The sequence below is a fragment of the Niallia sp. CD-39 genome (genome assembly GCF_059874745.1).
Genome location: NZ_JCBCPS010000001.1, coordinates 873721 through 891161, shown reverse-complemented (window position 1 = coordinate 891161; position 17441 = coordinate 873721). Strand labels below are relative to the sequence as shown.

The following is a 17441-nucleotide window of genomic DNA, read 5'->3' as shown; positions in this document are numbered from 1 at the left end:
TTTTCTTATCTTTCTTTCTCATTTATCTTCCTCCACTAATTATTGAAATGCATTATTAAGTGAGAGATCTATTGTTCATAACTAAAGGAGAGATTGGGAGATTGGTTTGATGCAAGGAAATTTAATAGCCTGTTAAGCCAATGACGACCAAAAGATTTAAAACTAGAATAATTGTTTACATTATATTATAGTTCTATCATCTTATGCTATATTGGTACTATATCTGTTTTCGTAAAGGGGAGAGTGGCTGTATGAGTAATAATCAAAAGGTTATTGTGTTTAAAATGAGGAACGAGGAGTATGCGATTTCGATTGACCATATTTTATCAATTGAGAAAGTCGAAAGTGTGACGCCAATTCCGCATCTTCCTGTGTACGTGAAGGGGATTTCAAAAGTACGGAGTGAATTGATTCCCGTTATCGACTTTGGTGTGATTTTACATAATGAACCATTAGTAAATGATGAGAAAGTGCGATTGATCGTTGTGCAAACAAGTGTATTATCGTTCGGGATTCTTGTTGCAGAGGCAAAGGAAATCCTCGATCTCCAAGGTGAAGATATTAAGCAGATTGGCTTGGTTGCCTACAGCAAAACACAATATTTTTCCGGTGTGGCGAATCTGGAAGGACGCTTGATTACAATCATTGATGCAACAACACTTGTCGGGTCACTAGACGGAATTAAAGAAATTGTTGCCTATATGGAGGAGGAGAAGCAATCGCAATAAGTTGCTTCTTTTGCTATGATAAATGGGAGAGAATTTAAAGGAAGTGTCGAAAAGTGAGTGAGTCGAAGCAAAGAAAAGGTAGAGTGATTCTTCACGTCGATATGAATAGTTTTTACGCATCTGTTGAGATGGCATATGATCCTTCCTTAAAAGGAAAGCCGCTTGCAATTGCAGGAAACCCAGAGGAGCGTCGTGGAATCATCGTAACGTGTAGCTATGAAGCGCGAAAGTATGGTGTGAAAACAACAATGCCTCTTTGGGAAGCAAAAAAATTATGTCCTAGGTTGATTATTAAAAAACCTAATTTTGAACGGTATCGAGCAGCCTCACTTGGGATGTTTTCCATTTTAGAGCAATATGCTACCCTTGTTGAGCCTGTTTCGATTGATGAAGGCTATGTCGATATTACGGATTCCACTATGCATGGAACGCCTATCGAACTTGCCCATATTATCCAAAAACGGATTATGGAACAGCTCGATTTACCATGTAGCATCGGCGTTGCTCCGAATAAATTTCTTGCGAAAATGGCCTCGGATATGAAAAAGCCAATGGGAATCACTATACTGCGTAAACGTGAGGTTCCGAATATCCTTTGGCCGCTTCCTGTTGAAGAAATGCATGGAGTTGGGAAGAAAACAGGTGAGAAGTTAAGATCGCTTGGAATTGATACAATTGGGAAGCTCGCTCAAGCTGATGAATACACGTTAAAGACTGCATTAGGAATCAATGGACCAAGATTAAGAAATCGAGCAAACGGAATCGACGATCGCCCAGTTGATCCTGAAGCAGCATCAGAATTTAAAAGCATTGGCAACTCGACAACTTTGCCACGTGATGTGTCACATCAACATGAATTATTGAAGGTGCTAGAAGGGTTGGCGCAAAAGGTTTCAACACGCCTCAAAAGAAAAAAAGTCCTCGCATCCACATTGAGCATCATGATCCGGTTTAAGGATCGCAAGACGATCACAAGAACGAGCAAGCTTAAATATCCAGTGCAGTCGGAAGAAGAAATTTATACTGGTGCAAAGCAGCTCTTTTTAAAACATTGGAACGGAAATGCAGTTAGATTGCTAGGTGTTACCGGTCTAGACTTAATCGAGCCAAACCAAGCGGTAAAGCAGTTGGATTTATTTCACTATGAGGAAGATGCAAAGAAAGAACCGCTAATGAAAACGCTCGAAGGATTAAAAGCTAAATTTGGAACAGACATTATTCAGCATGCGAACTCTTTAGCTGAAGTGAAAAAAGAACAAGAGAAGGTTGGAACTGAAACTAGCTTTAATAAAGATTTTCTCCAAATGCATAAGCGAAAAAAAGATGAAGAAGAAGGCTGATACAGGGATGAACCCTGTATTATTTTTTTCGTCCAATTTGTAGTATGATGGAGAGAATAGATTTTAAGAAAGGAGGATTTTGCAAATGGATGTTTTATTTCTTGGAACAGGTGCTGGCATGCCCGCTAAAGCGCGAAACGTCACCTCGATTGCTTTGAAGCTACTTGAAGAGCGAGGGGCTGTTTGGTTATTTGATTGCGGCGAAGCGACTCAGCATCAAATCTTACATACGAGCTTAAAGCCGCGACGGGTGGAAAAAATCTTTATTACCCATTTGCATGGTGATCATATATATGGCTTGCCGGGTTTTTTATCAAGTCGTTCTTTTCAAGGTGGCGAATCAGAATTAATCGTTTATGGTCCAAAAGGTATAAAAGCTTTTGTTGAAACGACGCTATCTATTAGTAAAACGTACTTAAAGTATCCTTTACATATAGTGGAGATAGAAGCGGGAACCGTTTTTGAAGACGATACGTTTATTGTCGAAGCAAAGGAGCTATCTCACGGTATTCAATCGTTTGGGTTTCGGATTATAGAGAAGAATAGACCTGGAACATTGCTTGTCGAAAAATTAGCTGAGATGGGTGTTGCACCAGGTCCGCATTTTAAACGATTGAAGGACGGAGAAACAGTTGAAGTGGACGGTCAAATTTTAAATCCCCTTGATTTCCTTGGTCCAGATCAACAGGGTAGAATTGTAACAATTCTTGGAGATACACGCACATGTCAAGCGGCTGTCGAGCTTGCTCGTGATGCGGATTTACTCATTCATGAAGCGACTTTCTCAGAAGAAGAAGGCACTTTAGCTTACGACTATTTTCATTCAACTACAATCGACGCAGCTACAACCGCGAAAGAAGCTAGTGTCACTAAGCTTTGCTTAACACATATTAGTTCTAGATACGATCATCGAACTATCGTACCGTTTACTGAAGAAGCGACCAATATTTTTCCTGAAACAATGGTTGCGAACGATTTTATGGAAATCCATATCCCGATGAAGAAGGAGCAATCATTATGAAAACGATTTACCTTGTTCGTCATGCGAAAGCAGAGGGGCAACCTTTCGAATCGAAATTAACAACTGAAGGTGAACAACAAGCCAAACAGCTTGTTACGTTCTTTGAAGGAAAGCAAATCGATACAATTATCTCTAGCCCATACATTCGTACCATTGCGACAATAAAACCATTGGCAGAACATCGCGGTCTTGCCATAAAGCAAGATGATCGGCTAAAAGAACGAGTCTTAAGTGAAACATTGTATAAGGATTGGAAGGAAAAATTAAAGCAAACTTTCGAAGACTTCGAACTAGCATATGATGGCGGAGAACCGATGACTTCAGGAGTGGAACGTGCAAAATCGATCATCGAAGAGGTTATCTCAAGCGTTCATGAGCACATTGTTTTAGTCAGTCACGGCAACTTGACGACATTATTGCTACGTTACTTTGATGAAACGTACGGCTATGAGCACTTGCTAGCTCTATCTAATCCAGATGTATATGAAATCACAATTTGCGATCACTCAACAAGTCCGGTAATCAAAAGAATTTGGTCGTAACCTACGAACATCGAATGTTCTGGAGGTATGAAAGTGAGCTCTGGAGCTATGATCGTGGTTTGCAAGATAAATTCGTAGGTTTGCTAGATAAATCTGGATTTGTGCTAGATAAATCTGAATTTCTGCTAGATAAATTCGAGTTTGTGCTAGATAAATCTGAATTTCTGCTAGATAAATTCGAGTTTGTGCTAGATATAAGTGAAATTTTGCTAGATAAACTACAAATTTTGCTAGATAACATCGGGAGTTCCGAGTGAACCCTGCAGGTTTGGGGCTAAAATTATGAGTTCGCTAGATAAATTCGGAGTTTTGCTAGATAAATCTGATTTTCTGCTAGATAAATTCGGAATTTTGCTAGATAACATAGGGAGTTCTAAATGATCCCTGTAGCTTTCGTGCTAAAACATGAACTTGCTAGATAAAACCGGCTTTCTGCTAGATAAATCTGGATTTGTGCTAGATAAATCCGACTTTCTGCTAGATAAAACTAAAATCCAACAAGCTAAACCCATGTACCATGACAAATCATCAACTAAATGAACAAAGATTTAATTCTGTTTGAATATTTGCATGAATTTTTCATTTGCCATTGACGCAAGCAGAAATTAGTAATATAATCACATTTATACTTTTATACATCACATGTTTAAAGCCTTGAAGAGATTCTAGTAAATCTTATTTCCCTGTTTTTTAGAGAGTCGTAGGCAGCTGAGAATACGACAACAAAGATAAGACGAAATTCAATCTTGGAGCTTCCTTTATGTACAAGCATAAAGGCGGGAAAACCGTTATCAAAGAGTGGAAAGTCATTTGCTTTCAAAAAGGGTGGTACCGCGTAAACCGTTGTGTTTGCGTCCCTTCTTGAAATGCGAATGGCTTTTTTGGTTAGAATACTCTTTATATGTAGCTCATTCAAGTGATTTTAGCAACGAGGAGGCGCATTTAATGCAACAAAATGAGCAGTGGTCATCAAAACTAGGATTTATATTAGCAGCTGCTGGTTCTGCGATCGGTTTGGGAGCCATTTGGAAATTACCGTATGTAACAGGCATGAGTGGTGGAGGAGCATTTATTCTTTTCTTTTTCTTGTTTTCAATCCTAATTGGTTTGCCTCTGTTATTAGCTGAGTTCGTCATCGGGAAAAGCACAGGTAAAGAGGCAATCAGTGCTTATCAAACACATGCACCAAAGTCAAAATGGCATTGGATTGGTTACTTAGGAATGATAAGCAGTTTCATTCTTTTATCCTTTTATAGCGTCATTGGTGGATGGATTATACAATATATTTACTATGCTATCACTGGTTCTATCAACCACCCTGATGGATATGTCGCAATGTTTAACAAAGCAGTTTCTAGTCCAGCACCTGCACTATTAGGGCAAGCTGCGTTTCTTGTCTTAACGATCATCGTAGTAGCAAAAGGGGTTCAACAAGGCATTGAGAAAATGAACAAATATTTAATGCCTGCATTATTTATTGTTTTTATCATTTTAATTATTCGTTCATTAACCTTAGATAATGCAATAGAAGGTGTAATATTCTTTCTTAAACCAAATTTCTCAAGTATCACATCCGAAAGCATCTTATTTGCAATGGGACAATCTTTCTTTGCACTGAGTGTCGGAATTTCTGTAATGGTTACGTATAGTTCATATTTATCCAAAAAGGAAAGCATCGTTCAGCCAGCAATCACTGTAGTTGCAATGAACCTGTTTATTTCAGTATTAGCTGGTCTTGCGATCTTCCCTGCGGTTTTCTCATTAGGATTTGAGCCTGCCGAAGGACCTGGTTTACTATTTATCGTATTGCCGTCTGTGTTTGACCAGATTGTATTTGGACAAGTATTCTTATTTTTGTTTTTAGCTCTGTTCTTTTTTGCTACATTAACTTCAGCCTTTTCTATGCTAGAAATTATAGTGGCTGCAGTAAAGCCAAGGGTAAAGCTATCGAGGGTAAAGGCAACCTGGTCTATAGGAATTGCGATTTTTATTGTTGGTATTCCTTCAGCCCTTTCTGCTAGCGTTTTTTCCGATATTACAATATTCGGAAAGTCGATCTTTGATAGTGCTGATTATTTAGTCAGCAACATTTTATTACCGATCGGTGCACTGCTTATTTCAATTTTTGTATCATGGAAAATGAAAAAAGACATACTGCAACAAGAAATCATCCAAAATTCGCAGAAGCTTCACCTGTTCTTTACAGTTTGGTTCTTCTTAGTCCGCTATATTGTTCCATTAGTCATCATATTGGTTTTCTTAAATGTGAGTGGGATTTTATAGTCGTACTGAAGGGACTTATACCTGTATAATGAAAAGAAAAGATCTTTTCGGTTAAGGGTGGGGTCTATGCTAAGAAAGAAGAAAAAAATGCTCGTATATAGTTGTTTAATTGTATTCATTCTGATCCTTGTAGCTGGTTTTGCTGCAGGAAATTATTTTTATCAACTTGCTTTGAATCCAGAAACGGATAAATCAGCGGTTTTAGGAGCCCCTCATAATGCCATTGAGGTGTTTGCAGATGAAGAGGCAGAAAAAGTAGAAAGAGAAGAATGGTTTGATGAAGCACAGCAAATTCAGAAAACGTCTTCTTTTGATGGCCTTGAGCTAAATGCATACCGATTTATGCATGAAGAGGAAAACAATCGATGGGCGATCGTTTTCCACGGTTATAGTGGCAATGCACCGTCCATGAATAAATACGCCAAAGAATTCTACGATCGTGGCTATCATGTGCTTGTACCTGATGCAAGAGGTCATGGCGAGAGCGAAGGAAATTACATCGGCATGGGTTGGCATGATCGATTAGATGTGGTTCAGTGGGTAGAGACGGTTGTTGCAGAAAATCCATATGCAGAAATTGTGCTATATGGTATATCGATGGGTGGAGCTACAGTAATGATGGCTTCAGGGGAAGAACTTCCACCAAACGTAAAAGCAATTGTGAACGATTGTGGATATTCCTCTGTGTGGGATGAGTTTTCATATCAGTTAAAAGAGACATTTGGCTTGCCTACATTTCCAATTATGCACTTTTCGTCAGCCGTCACAAAGCTTCGCGCTGGCTATACATTAGGAGAAGCAGACACAGTTGCACAAGTTGCAAAATCAAGAACACCTATGCTCTTTATCCATGGCGATGAGGATACGTTTGTTCCGTCGTTTATGGTAGAAGAAGTATATGAAGCAGCAAATGTACCAAAAGATAAATTAATTGTTGAAGGTGCAGGTCATGGTGGTGCTGAAGAAGTAGCAGGAGATTTGTATTGGGAGACGATTGATGGTTTCTTAACAAAATACGTAAACTAAAAGGATCGCATTTTGCGATCCTTTTAGTTCGTTTTAAAGTGATATGTATGAATTAGTAGGGCAATTATTGCTTTGGTATCGTCATTATCGACGTTCATTCTTTGCACGTTTTTAACAACATGTGCACGGTTTAATTCTCCGACTTTCTCTCCATTCTTTAGAACCGCAATGTTCTGTCTAATCGACCTAGCCTCAGTCCGATAAGTATCATCTTCAAACTCAAAGCTGATAGCTTCTTTTAGCTTCGTTATATTTTTTCCTGAAATTTCAGTTTGTCCTTCTCCTATTTTCTGCCCATTTTTATAAATGTCCCATTTTTCTTGGTTGAAGTTCCTTTTTCGTACCCAGCGGACGTCATATTCACCTTCTTCTAATTTAATCTTTGTCGAAAGGTAAAAGCTATTGCTAACCAGATCAGCAATAATATACTGCCAACGACTCTGAAAATACCTAAAGATGGATCCTTTTTTTATCTTCCCTTTAAAAAGTGGTTTTTCTTGGAGGAATGTATTCTGCATAGAAAAAAATGTCCACTCAACATCTTCAGTAGGAAAATAATCTTTTTCTTTGATTGATAGTTTTTTAGAGATCATCCAAATAATCACTGATCCAATTGGCAGAAGAAAAGTCGATGCAAAAACAAGTGGATCAAATGCATCATAAACAAGATATCTTGCATATAGAGTAAGGAGCAAGAGAACAAATAATAGGTTGAGTCTAATCATGTTTTTTCACCTCCATTCTTTTACGAAAGCGTTAAAGAAAAGTTTCAAAGAAAAAACTAGCTAGGAGCTTTCCCTAGCTAGTCAAGAATGTTAAATCCAGCCTCGCTCATATTGTTTCGGAGGAGAAATTTCAGTCTGTAACTGTTTTGCCACAGTTCTTGGCCAGTATGGATCGCGCAATAGTTCACGTGCGATAAATATCAGGTCTGCGCGCTCATTCTGTAGAATTTCCTCTGCTTGGATGCCTGTTGTAATTAGCCCAACAGCACCAGTCGGAAGCTCTGCACCATGTTTAATTGTTTCAGAAAGCTTAACTTGATAGCCAGGGTACACATTGATTCTTGCCGGGACAACCGCACCTGAACTAACATCGATGAGATCAACGCCCTGCTCTTTCATCCATTTGCTCATTGGAACATAATCCTCAACAGTAAGTCCTGACTCGTCATAATCTGTTGCTGATACACGCACCAATAATGGTCCATTCCAAACTTCTTTTACTGCATCAATTGTTTCACGAAGAATACGATATCGGTTTTCTAGCGTCCCTCCGTATTCATCGGTGCGCTTATTTGTTAGTGGAGAAAGGAATTGGTTAATTAAATAGCCATGTGCTGCATGGAGTTCAATGACGTCGAATCCTGCTTTTTTTGCACGGTCAGCACCTTGTTGAAAGGCAGAAATTGTTTCAGTGATTTCCGCTATCGTCATTTCCTTAGGCTGTTTCATTTTCTCGTTGAAAGCTAGTGCGGAGGGAGCGATTATCTCACCATCAACAATCGCTTTCCGGCCGGCATGGGCAAGCTGGATCGCTGTTTTAGCGCCTTGTTCTTTGATTAAATCTGTCAATTCTTTTAATCCTGTCACATGATCGTCATCCCAAATTCCTAAGTCTTGCATTGAAATTCGTCCTTGAGGTGTGACGGCTGTTGCTTCAATCATAATAAGACCAACCCCACCAACGGCACGACTTGTGTAATGCGTGCGGTGCCAGTTTTCTACTTTTCCATCTTGATTATGAGATGAATACATGCACATCGGAGCCATCACAATTCGGTTTTTTAACGTTACATCCTTAATAGTAAATGGTGAAAAAAGCTTCGTTGTCATTAAAACTCCTCCTTAAAGTTGCTTTACTGTAGTTCAGTATAACAAGTTGTGAGAGAAAGTAAAAAATATCCGCTCAAAAAACTTTGGAGGGTGCGACATTTAGTTCGGAATATTCAGTATAATGAAGGTAGAATGTATTTTACCTGTTCTAGGGGGAACCTGTTTTGAAGAAGCTAGCATTCATCTTTTTAACTATTGTGTTCTTTTCACTGTATTTGTTGTTGGCAAGATACTTTTTCAATACATTTTTACCGTGGAACATATATACAGATATCTTATCTATTTTCATTGTCATTTTCGTCATTGTTCCAGCTGCAATTATCTCGGCAAATAAAATGCTTGAGGCTATTAGAACTTCTAAAATGTGAAAAATCTTCTGTGTGTAGTTTATAACGCTACAGCCTTATTACTATGGACTTTTATAAGATATAGCAACAAATACGACTTTTTCTAATACAAATGAATGCATTAATGGATTAAAGTATAGAACATCTTTATAAGCTGTTCTGTCAGGCTGTTAACAAAAGCAAGCATACGTCGTTGTTTGCTCGTTCGTTCGTTCCCTCATGAACCGAGTGTTCTATTCGGGTCTTCACTTAACTGCACGCCTAGTTCTCAAGACAGTCTGTGAGTTACTCATGTTATTAATAAGTCTTTTTATAAAATATGTAGACAAAGTCAGAAGTCGACTTTGTCTACAATCTAACAGAACATCTTTATAAGGTGTTCTGTTTTTTATTAAATGGGTATCAGTTTTACAATGTTCGTTCGTTTTTAAAAATAATGTTTGATTTCATTTTGAATTGTGTATATATTGTATATAGAGTATATATACAATATTAATTAAAAAGAGGCCATGTACATGCAAATTATCATTTCAAATCAGTCTAAGATGCCAATTTATGAGCAGATTAGTGAACAAATCAAGCATTTGATCTTAACTGGTGCTTTAAAAGAAGGAGAAGCACTTCCATCGATGCGCCAGCTTGCACAGAGCTTACAGATCAGTGTCATCACGACGAAACGAGCTTATGAAGAGTTAGAAAGAACCGGGTTCATTTACTCAATTGTTGGAAAAGGTTCGTTCGTATCAGAACAAAATCAAGAGATTTTAAGAGAGAAGAAGTTGAAGGTTGTTGAAGAGAAGTTAATGGAGGCAATCAGAAACAGTAGAGAGTTAGGGATATCATTAGCGGAGCTAAAGGATATGCTTACAATCTTATACAAGGAGGAGTAATGAAGATGGAGTCAGTTATTCAATTAGATAGCGTCAGTAAGACTTTAAAGAGCTTTCAGGTTGAAAATATATCATTGGATATTAAGAAAGGGTTTGTCACCGGGTTTATTGGCATGAATGGTGCTGGGAAAACAACAACATTAAAAATGATCTTAAACATGATAAAGCCTGATTCAGGAACGATTAAGCTGTTCGGATTGGATTACAGCAAGCATGAGAAGGAGATCAAGGAGAGGATGGCTGTTGTCTTTGATGAGAATGTCTTTTATGAGCACTTGACTTTACTGGAAATGAAGAAAATCATTGCACCAGCATATCGGCAGTGGGATGAACAGTCATTCAAGCGGTACATTGATTTGTTTGAACTGCCATTAAAGAAGCCGACAAAAACCTTTTCAAAAGGGATGAAAATGAAAGCTTCGCTTGCATTTGCTTTATCTCATCAAGCAGAATTATTGATCATGGATGAGCCTACATCTGGGCTGGATCCAGTCTTTCGCCGGGAGCTCCTCGATCTTTTACGTGAAACGATGCAGGATGAGAACAAAACGATTTTATTCTCTACTCATATTACAACCGATTTAGATCGAATTGCAGATTATATTTCTTTTATTCATAATGGCAAGCATATGTTTTCGAAAGAGTTTTATGAAATTCAGGAGGAATATGCCGTCGTTAAAGGCTCTAATAATCTATTAGACCGTGATACAGAGAAATCTTTTCTTGCTGTAAAAAAAGACACAACGGGATTTGAAGCCCTAACAAACCAGATTGATGATGTATCTGAATTGTTTGGAAAGGAAGTATTGATTGAAAAAGCAAGTTTAGAAGATATTATGTTTTTTACAAAGAGGGGAAAAGCGCATGCTTAATTTGTTGAAAAAAGATTTATATCTACAGAGAAAGCAATTACTCGTTTATGGGATTATTTTGGGAGCTTATATTGTTGCGGGGTTACACCCTTATTTCGTCGTCATTGTTCTAAGCTCAATTTTTATGTACAATACGTTTTATTTAGATGAGAAAGATAATATTCACTTGCTATTGAACTCACTTCCATATACAAGGAAGGAGATTGTCAGTGCGAAATATATAACGGTTGCTGCATTTCCAATGATCATCATTGCCATTTGTTATATCGGTCAACAGTTTTTTGAAAATACACAAATGCAATTAACTTTGTCTACTAGTATATTAGGCTATTTGATTGCGTTGCTTTTATTCGCATCTACAATGCCGTTTTTCTATCGATTCACAGCCCAACAGCTAGGTACTACATTAGCAATCGTTATTGTCGGATTAGTTGCTGCAATGGAGCTCTTGCCAAATACAGTGATTGGTCCAGTATTTGAAAAAGCTTCTACGATGACGTCTTATTTGATCGATCATTTGTTTATCATTGCACTTCCAATTACAATCGTTATTTTTGGCATTTCTTATATTCTAGCTGTGCAAATTTATCAGAGAAGGATGCTGTAAAATTAAAAGGAGAGAAAGAGATGTCAGAATCGAAAAGAAAAGGAAGTGTAGTGCTACCTATACCAATTCTTCTACTTATCTTATCACAAGCTGTTTTTATCTTTTTAGAAACAATTGATTGGATTCCAAAAATGAGAGAAATGGATGGAAATCTGTTTGATAAGATTGCAGAAACAATTAACATTACAGAATGGTTCAACTTTTATGAAACACTAGAGTTTAATATATTTACTATATTCTTTGCATCTGTGGTAATTTTGCAAGGAGTAGTTAATATTTTTACATTCCTGTTTAGAAGGATGAGATAGATTAAACTGAATCCTTGTTTCTAGGAAGAAATGTAGAGATCCTTTCAAAAATCCAGAGTTATTGATCAGTTTTTTCAGTTGTTCATCATATTTCAGAATCACCCTGTTTATGGAACCTGTGGGTGCTTCTCGTAATTCCACCACGCTATTGTCTTTTCATTTACGAATGAAGAGAGATTACGATCAGATCAAAGGTAATAAGAATACAAGAGGTATTGATTATAGGTTTAAAATAAAAAAGCAGCATGGTAAGCAATCAGCTACTGGAGCCTGGGATGTTTTTTCTTATTGACCTATATACCCTGATACTTATTGGCATTCATTTGCTGTAGATACTTCTTATGTTTAGAGACGCTAAAAGACAAAGGGTGGATGTAAAGTGAAACATAAAAAGAAAATTCTATTTCTATCAATTTTAGTTATAGGGATGACTATTGTTTACTATTTTCTTAGCGTTTATCATTCGATTCCAAGTATGAATATCGATAACATTGAAAGTGCTGTTGTTGTTAATTTAGATCGTTCGAATAATAATGAAAAAGTATTACAATCTAATCAAGCTAAGGAATTAGCTCAAAGAATAAGTGATTCAATTCCTAAAACTCCAAATACGACATATTGGGATGATTTTAATAAGGTTGATAATGATTCTCCTAATTATCATGTCACTTTTTTCAATGAGAATAGTGAAGAAATATATGTATATAAATTAAGAACTCAATACCCTAAATATGCGAGATTGATTGAAGGATATTCTTTTCCATGGCAAGTTAAAGATCATCCATTAACTGATTTTGATTTTGAGTCAATCTTAAACTAACTATAAATGAGAGCTTGGTAAGAAAAACCGTTACAAGAAACAGCATATGTAACGGTTTTTCAGTTCTGCAGGATGTTTCTTAATCAGAAACATCCTGTTTATTGAACCATTGGGATGCTTCTCGTAACTCTATTTCCACTACGCTTTTATCTTGTCTTTTACGAATGGAGAGGGAGTTGCTTTCAACCTCTTTATCTCCAATGACAAGGATATAGGGTATTTTTTGTTTTTCTGCTTCGCGAATTTTGAACCCAATTCTTTCATGGCGTTGGTCTAATTCAACACGCACCCCGTTTTGCAGCAATTGTTCTTTCACTTCATTTGTATACTGAATATGAGCCTCAGCGATTGGGAGCAGCTTTACTTGAACCGGTGAAAGACAATACGGAAATTCTCCTGCATAATGTTCAATGAGAATCGCAATAAATCGCTCCAATGAACCGAAAATCGCACGATGGATGAGAATCGGCCTTTGATGTTGATTGTTCTCATCAATGAAGGAGCAATCAAATTTTTGTGGCATTTGAAAATCAAGTTGAATTGTGCCGCATTGCCAACTTCTACCTAAAGCATCAAGTATATGAAAATCAATTTTTGGTCCATAAAATGCTCCATCACCATGGTTCAGGCTAAACGGCAGTTTGTTATTTTCGAGCACGCTCTTCAACGATTCTTCCGCTTGATCCCATTGGCTCTCTTCACCCATATATTCGTCAGGTCTAGTTGATAATTCGATTTTATACTGAAATCCAAAACGTGAATACAGCTCATCGATAAGGTGAAGGATGCTTTGGATTTCTGCTTCAATTTGATCCATTCGAGCAAAGATATGAGCATCATCTTGAGTGAAGGATCTCACCCTCAACAATCCATTTAATGAACCTGACAGTTCGTGGCGATGAACCAAGCCTAATTCTGCATATCGAATCGGCAATTCTCGATAGCTTCTTCTTTTATTTTTGTACAAGAGGATGGCTCCTGGGCAATTCATCGGTTTAATCGCATACTGATGTTGATCAACCTCTGTAAAATACATATTGTCCTTATAATGATCCCAATGTCCAGATTGTTCCCATAAATGCTGTTTCATCATAATCGGTGTTTTGATTTCTTGGTACCCCGCTTTTAGATGCATCCTTTTCCATAAACTTTCGAGCTCATTTCTCAGAACCATTCCATTCGGCAAGAAAAAGGGCATGCCTGGTGCCTCTTCCAATGATGTGAAGAGCTCCAATTCCTGTGCTAGTTTTCTGTGGTTTCTTTTTTCAATTTCTTGTTGATGAATCATTTCAATTCCTCCTAATCATTTATAATAAAAAAGACCGCACACATCCCAAAGAAAGGGACGAGTGCGGTCGTGGTTCCACCCTAATGCCATAAAGCTAAAAAAAATGCTTCATGCTTAAGAAAAGATAACGGATTACCCGATGGTCGATACTAAGAAACTCGGTTCCCAACCATAGCTTACAGGTGGTAAATCATTCGATTTCACACAAGGCTTGCAGCCGATGACCTTGTTCTCTGTGGTAGAAATGGAGAATGAAATATGTCCTGATCATTGCTTTTGTGATATAAAAAAGACCACACGCATCCCAAAGAAAGGGACGAGTGCGGTCGTGGTTCCACCCTAATGCCATAAAGCTAAAAAAATGCTTCATGCTTAAGAAAAGATAACGGATTACCCGATGGTTGATACTAAGAAACTCGGTTCCCAACCATAGCTTACAGGTGGTAAATCATTCGATTTCATACAAGGCTTGCAGCCGATGACCTTGCTCTCTGTGAAAGAAATGGAGAATGAGACATGTCCTGATCATTGCTTTTTTTGAATTGTTCATAATATTACGGGTGTTTTACAAGAAAGTCAAGGGACAATTATACAAAATTTCCAACAAAAGCTTCAAAGCCTAACTAAAAAGGAACCGAGTTTGCATTATTTATTTCATAAGAGCTACTTCTTTATTATAAACCTACATTTACCAATTACCTTCAAACTAGGAAGAGTACAATTTATTTCGTGTCACTAATAGTAGCAACGAATAGTAAAATGAAAATAATCATTGAATATCACGAAAATAGGAGTAATATATAAGATAAAATAGGAGTTTCGTTGGGGAATGATGATGAATAGGGGTAGAAAAATGAAGGATCTCACTTCTGCTGCTTTTGTTTTTTTTGCTCAGTTAATATTTTTTCTGTTAATGTGGATCGTTTTAATTTTGTTTTTCTCAATGAGAATGGTACAAGGAAAAGCAATAGTTTCATCTTTTTTTGTTATTATACTAGCCTTTTTATTCGCATTTAATCGAAAAGATGAGGAGATGTTTGAGAAGTTTTTGGATTAGTATGATTATAAAATTCATAATATTATGACAAATTAAATGTAATTCAAACCTTTTTGAGCCACCGACCTGGTGGCTTTTTATTTTTGTCTTTACATAAGAATATATCGTATAATAAGATATAAAAAACAGGAGGAGAATCATGATGACTATACATAACAAGGTTATTCAAATCAATCAGCATTGGACAGATCTTTACCATTTACTGCATTACGTTCATCAAGAAAATATTTCTCACCAAGCAATCAGGTTATTGCAGCATATTGAGAAAAATGAAGGAATGACGATTGGGAACTTAGCTTCACACATGGAAATTTCTCATAATACGGCATCTGAACATATAAAGAGGTTAATAAATAAAGGGTATGTAACAAAAGAAAGAAGCAAGGATGATGAAAGAAAAGTATTCGTCCTTCTGACCAAAGAAGGCAGTGAAGTTTTGCAAAGGCATACACAATTAGATCAGGACAAGCTTAAAAGGGTGTTAGAAAACTTAAGTGAGCCAGAAGTAGAGATGATTGAAAAAGCAATTTCCCTTCTTAAAGAGGAGACGAGAAAATGTTTTTCGTAACGAAAATACTTGTCTCAGCCGTCATAATCGGCAAACGTTACGGAAATAGCAAGATTGTTTCCGAAGTATGGAGGAATCGTTGCTGCCTTACCATTAGTTAGCTTACTTAGCTTGTTTTGGCTCTATTTTCAAGGAGAACAGGCGGGAACATTAAGTAAGTTTGCATTAGGTGTTTTATGGGGATTTCCTGCAACTGCTATGCTCTTACTTGTCGTCGCCCTTTCATTGAAGGCGTCATTGTCGTTATTACTCTCAATTGGCCTTGGTATCGGTGCATGGTTGATTTTCCTACTTGCTCAGGACTTGTTAGTTAAGAAGATCATTCCTTATTTTTAAATGAATGTATGGATAGATAGGATACAAGACTGCAAGCTTATTTGTGCTAAATGGCTTTGGAGTTGATGTCGTTTATTTGTATGTATGTCTCTTCCAAATGCAAATTCATTTATTGAAATTGATTCTCACTTTCAACTATAATAAAAATGGATAGACGAGCAAGGGAAGGAATGAGTCATATGGAAAGAAACATTGAGATAATTGACGAATTAATTAAAGGCAGACGTTCGATAAAGAAATTTAAGGATCAGGATCTTTCTGTTGATGAAGTAGTCTCGATTCTTGAGGTTGCGAAATGGGCACCAAACTTCAACTTAACGGAGCCATGGAGATTTATTTTATTTGCAGGTGAGGGCAAGGACCGATTTGTAGATGCCTTTAAAAAGTCGCAAATGGCGGCGGACGGAAGCTATTCAGATAAGGTTGAAAGAAAGGCAGCTCATTTTAGCCAAATTCCTGTTCATTTAGTCGTTGTTATGTCAGAGCATCCATGGAAAAAGACGTGGGATGAGGATTTCGCGGCAGTTAGTGCGTTGATTCAAAACTTCCAGCTAGCGGCATGGGCAAGAGGGATCGGGATGATCTGGCGGACAAATGAGTGGATTTATAACCCTATTTTTCGTGAAGAAATTGGTGTAGAACCAGGTGAAAGAATCGTTGGTACATTAATGATGGGGTACGTCGATCAAGAAATGATTCCGAAGCCTAAAGCACGTACGAGTGTAGAGGAAAAACTTACGGTTTATACTAGTTAACTTAAAAAAACAGCAACGGTGAGGTTGCTGTTTTTTTATCTGGCCCTAATAGACATAATTCGTATAGCAAACGACCTATTAGTCGAACGATTCCTCTTTAATTAGCTCTCCATTATGATCGTAATATTGATAATTGTTGAATTTGTAACCATCGTTATTTATCTGAGGCAAGTCAATCCAAGTAACAGTTGCTTGATATGGAGTGAAATTTACTTCAAATGTTTTCTCATTTATATCCACCTGTATTTTACTAATATTACTTTCATAATTAGCGACGAACATCATCTTTGAAACTTCAAGAGGTAAGAACATTTGGAATGAACGATTATGCTGCGAACCAATCGCATTCCAAGAAAAATCACCCCTTTTATTTTTGGTGAACACGATATAAGAAGGGTCATTATTGGATAGGAAGCCTACAATTCTAACATCTTCAAAATCGTTTATTTCGAGGACTTCAATTTCTTTATTCTTGTAGTCATTAATAGAATGAATGACCTTTATGATGGAAACCTCATCATTTCCATACAACTCTTTTGACTGATATAAATAATAGCAAATTCCTATAAACAGGATGAGCCCGGCTGTTATGATTCCAACCTTTTTCTTCTCCACAGTATTTCACCCCTTAACTCATCGATCTGCTTCTTTATCAACTTTCTATTCATGGCAATCCATAACACCTTCCCTATCCTTTTGGGTAATCGAGCTATAATCAACCTTCAAAACGATTTAAATTCTCTAAATATTAAGAAACAATAAAGATTCCATAGGTTGATAGAATGGGGCGCTACAATGATTGTATTGAATGAAAGAGG

At 37.2% G+C, this 17441-nt stretch carries 20 protein-coding genes and 2 other annotated features; of the genes, 16 read left to right on the top strand and 4 right to left on the bottom strand.

Annotation, left to right across the window (positions count from 1 at the left end):
- The first annotated feature begins 251 nt into the window (after positions 1–251).
- The 6 genes from AC6F34_RS04560 to AC6F34_RS04535 all read left to right on the top strand — a co-directional run bounded on the left by AC6F34_RS04560 (position 252) and on the right by AC6F34_RS04535 (position 6940).
- Positions 252–728: a chemotaxis protein CheW gene (locus AC6F34_RS04560; RefSeq protein WP_500769388.1), complete on the top strand. Its 477-nt coding sequence runs from the start codon at positions 252–254 to the stop codon at positions 726–728.
- A 53-nt stretch (positions 729–781) separates the two neighbouring features.
- Positions 782–2068: a DNA polymerase IV gene (locus AC6F34_RS04555; RefSeq protein ID WP_500769386.1), complete on the top strand. Its 1287-nt coding sequence runs from the start codon at positions 782–784 to the stop codon at positions 2066–2068.
- A gap of 85 nt (positions 2069–2153) precedes the next feature.
- Entirely contained in the window at positions 2154–3089 is a 936-nt protein-coding gene (gene rnz, locus AC6F34_RS04550; protein WP_500769384.1) for a ribonuclease Z, read from the top strand.
- Positions 3086–3631, top strand: a complete 546-nt coding sequence (locus AC6F34_RS04545) for a histidine phosphatase family protein (RefSeq protein ID WP_500769382.1) — start codon at positions 3086–3088, stop codon at positions 3629–3631. The genes rnz and AC6F34_RS04545 overlap by 4 nt, the downstream gene beginning before the upstream one ends.
- A 645-nt stretch (positions 3632–4276) precedes the next feature.
- Positions 4277–4493, top strand: a binding site (T-box leader).
- An 83-nt stretch (positions 4494–4576) separates the two neighbouring features.
- Positions 4577–5914, top strand: a complete 1338-nt coding sequence (locus tag AC6F34_RS04540; protein ID WP_500769380.1) for a sodium-dependent transporter — start codon at positions 4577–4579, stop codon at positions 5912–5914.
- A gap of 66 nt (positions 5915–5980) precedes the next feature.
- Positions 5981–6940: an alpha/beta hydrolase gene (locus AC6F34_RS04535; protein WP_500769378.1), complete on the top strand. Its 960-nt coding sequence runs from the start codon at positions 5981–5983 to the stop codon at positions 6938–6940.
- A gap of 23 nt (positions 6941–6963) precedes the next feature.
- On the opposite strand, the gene AC6F34_RS04530 is transcribed toward AC6F34_RS04535, so the two are convergent.
- A complete protein-coding gene (locus AC6F34_RS04530) occupies positions 6964–7665 on the bottom strand; it encodes a hypothetical protein (RefSeq protein ID WP_500769376.1) in 702 nt (233 codons plus the stop codon).
- 90 nt (positions 7666–7755) lie between these two features.
- Positions 7756–8775, bottom strand: coding sequence for an NADPH dehydrogenase NamA (namA, locus tag AC6F34_RS04525; RefSeq protein WP_500769374.1), 1020 nt, complete (start codon positions 8773–8775; stop codon positions 7756–7758).
- Between the two features lie 164 nt (positions 8776–8939).
- On the opposite strand from namA, the gene AC6F34_RS04520 reads away from it, so the two are divergent.
- The 6 genes from AC6F34_RS04520 (at position 8940) to AC6F34_RS04495 (ending at position 12619) form a co-directional block, all read left to right on the top strand.
- Positions 8940–9143 carry a hypothetical protein gene (locus AC6F34_RS04520; protein WP_500769372.1) on the top strand — a complete coding sequence of 68 codons (204 nt, stop codon included), beginning with the start codon at positions 8940–8942 and terminating at the stop codon, positions 9141–9143.
- Positions 9144–9637: 494 nt separating this feature from the next.
- Entirely contained in the window at positions 9638–10012 is a 375-nt protein-coding gene (locus AC6F34_RS04515; protein ID WP_500769370.1) for a GntR family transcriptional regulator, read from the top strand.
- A gap of 5 nt (positions 10013–10017) precedes the next feature.
- Positions 10018–10884 (top strand): ABC transporter ATP-binding protein, encoded by an 867-nt coding sequence (locus AC6F34_RS04510; RefSeq protein WP_500770145.1) that lies wholly within the window; start codon positions 10018–10020, stop codon positions 10882–10884.
- Complete coding sequence (locus AC6F34_RS04505) at positions 10877–11491, top strand: ABC-2 transporter permease (RefSeq protein WP_500769368.1); 615 nt, start codon at positions 10877–10879, stop codon at positions 11489–11491. Before AC6F34_RS04510 ends, AC6F34_RS04505 begins: the two co-directional genes overlap by 8 nt.
- A gap of 20 nt (positions 11492–11511) precedes the next feature.
- Positions 11512–11799: a YfzA family protein gene (locus AC6F34_RS04500; protein WP_500769366.1), complete on the top strand. Its 288-nt coding sequence runs from the start codon at positions 11512–11514 to the stop codon at positions 11797–11799.
- A 379-nt stretch (positions 11800–12178) separates the two neighbouring features.
- Positions 12179–12619, top strand: coding sequence for a hypothetical protein (locus AC6F34_RS04495; RefSeq protein WP_500769364.1), 441 nt, complete (start codon positions 12179–12181; stop codon positions 12617–12619).
- Between the two features lie 79 nt (positions 12620–12698).
- Here AC6F34_RS04495 and thrS read toward each other — a convergent pair whose 3' ends face one another.
- On the bottom strand, positions 12699–13907 hold the full coding sequence (thrS, locus tag AC6F34_RS04490) for a threonine--tRNA ligase (RefSeq protein WP_500769362.1): 1209 nt from the start codon (positions 13905–13907) through the stop codon (positions 12699–12701).
- 309 nt (positions 13908–14216) lie between these two features.
- Positions 14217–14445: a binding site (T-box leader), on the bottom strand.
- A 291-nt stretch (positions 14446–14736) separates the two neighbouring features.
- Between thrS and AC6F34_RS04485 the strand changes: the two genes are divergently transcribed.
- The 4 genes from AC6F34_RS04485 (at position 14737) to AC6F34_RS04470 (ending at position 16623) form a co-directional block, all read left to right on the top strand.
- Positions 14737–14964: a hypothetical protein gene (locus AC6F34_RS04485; protein WP_500769360.1), complete on the top strand. Its 228-nt coding sequence runs from the start codon at positions 14737–14739 to the stop codon at positions 14962–14964.
- Positions 14965–15106: 142 nt separating this feature from the next.
- Complete coding sequence (locus tag AC6F34_RS04480) at positions 15107–15532, top strand: MarR family winged helix-turn-helix transcriptional regulator (protein WP_500769358.1); 426 nt, start codon at positions 15107–15109, stop codon at positions 15530–15532.
- 54 nt (positions 15533–15586) lie between these two features.
- Positions 15587–15868 (top strand): DUF3147 family protein, encoded by a 282-nt coding sequence (locus AC6F34_RS04475; RefSeq protein WP_500769356.1) that lies wholly within the window; start codon positions 15587–15589, stop codon positions 15866–15868.
- Positions 15869–16047: 179 nt separating this feature from the next.
- Complete coding sequence (locus AC6F34_RS04470) at positions 16048–16623, top strand: nitroreductase family protein (RefSeq protein ID WP_500769354.1); 576 nt, start codon at positions 16048–16050, stop codon at positions 16621–16623.
- A gap of 78 nt (positions 16624–16701) precedes the next feature.
- On the opposite strand, the gene AC6F34_RS04465 is transcribed toward AC6F34_RS04470, so the two are convergent.
- Complete coding sequence (locus AC6F34_RS04465; protein WP_500769352.1) at positions 16702–17238, bottom strand: hypothetical protein; 537 nt, start codon at positions 17236–17238, stop codon at positions 16702–16704.
- Positions 17239–17441: the final 203 nt, after the last annotated feature.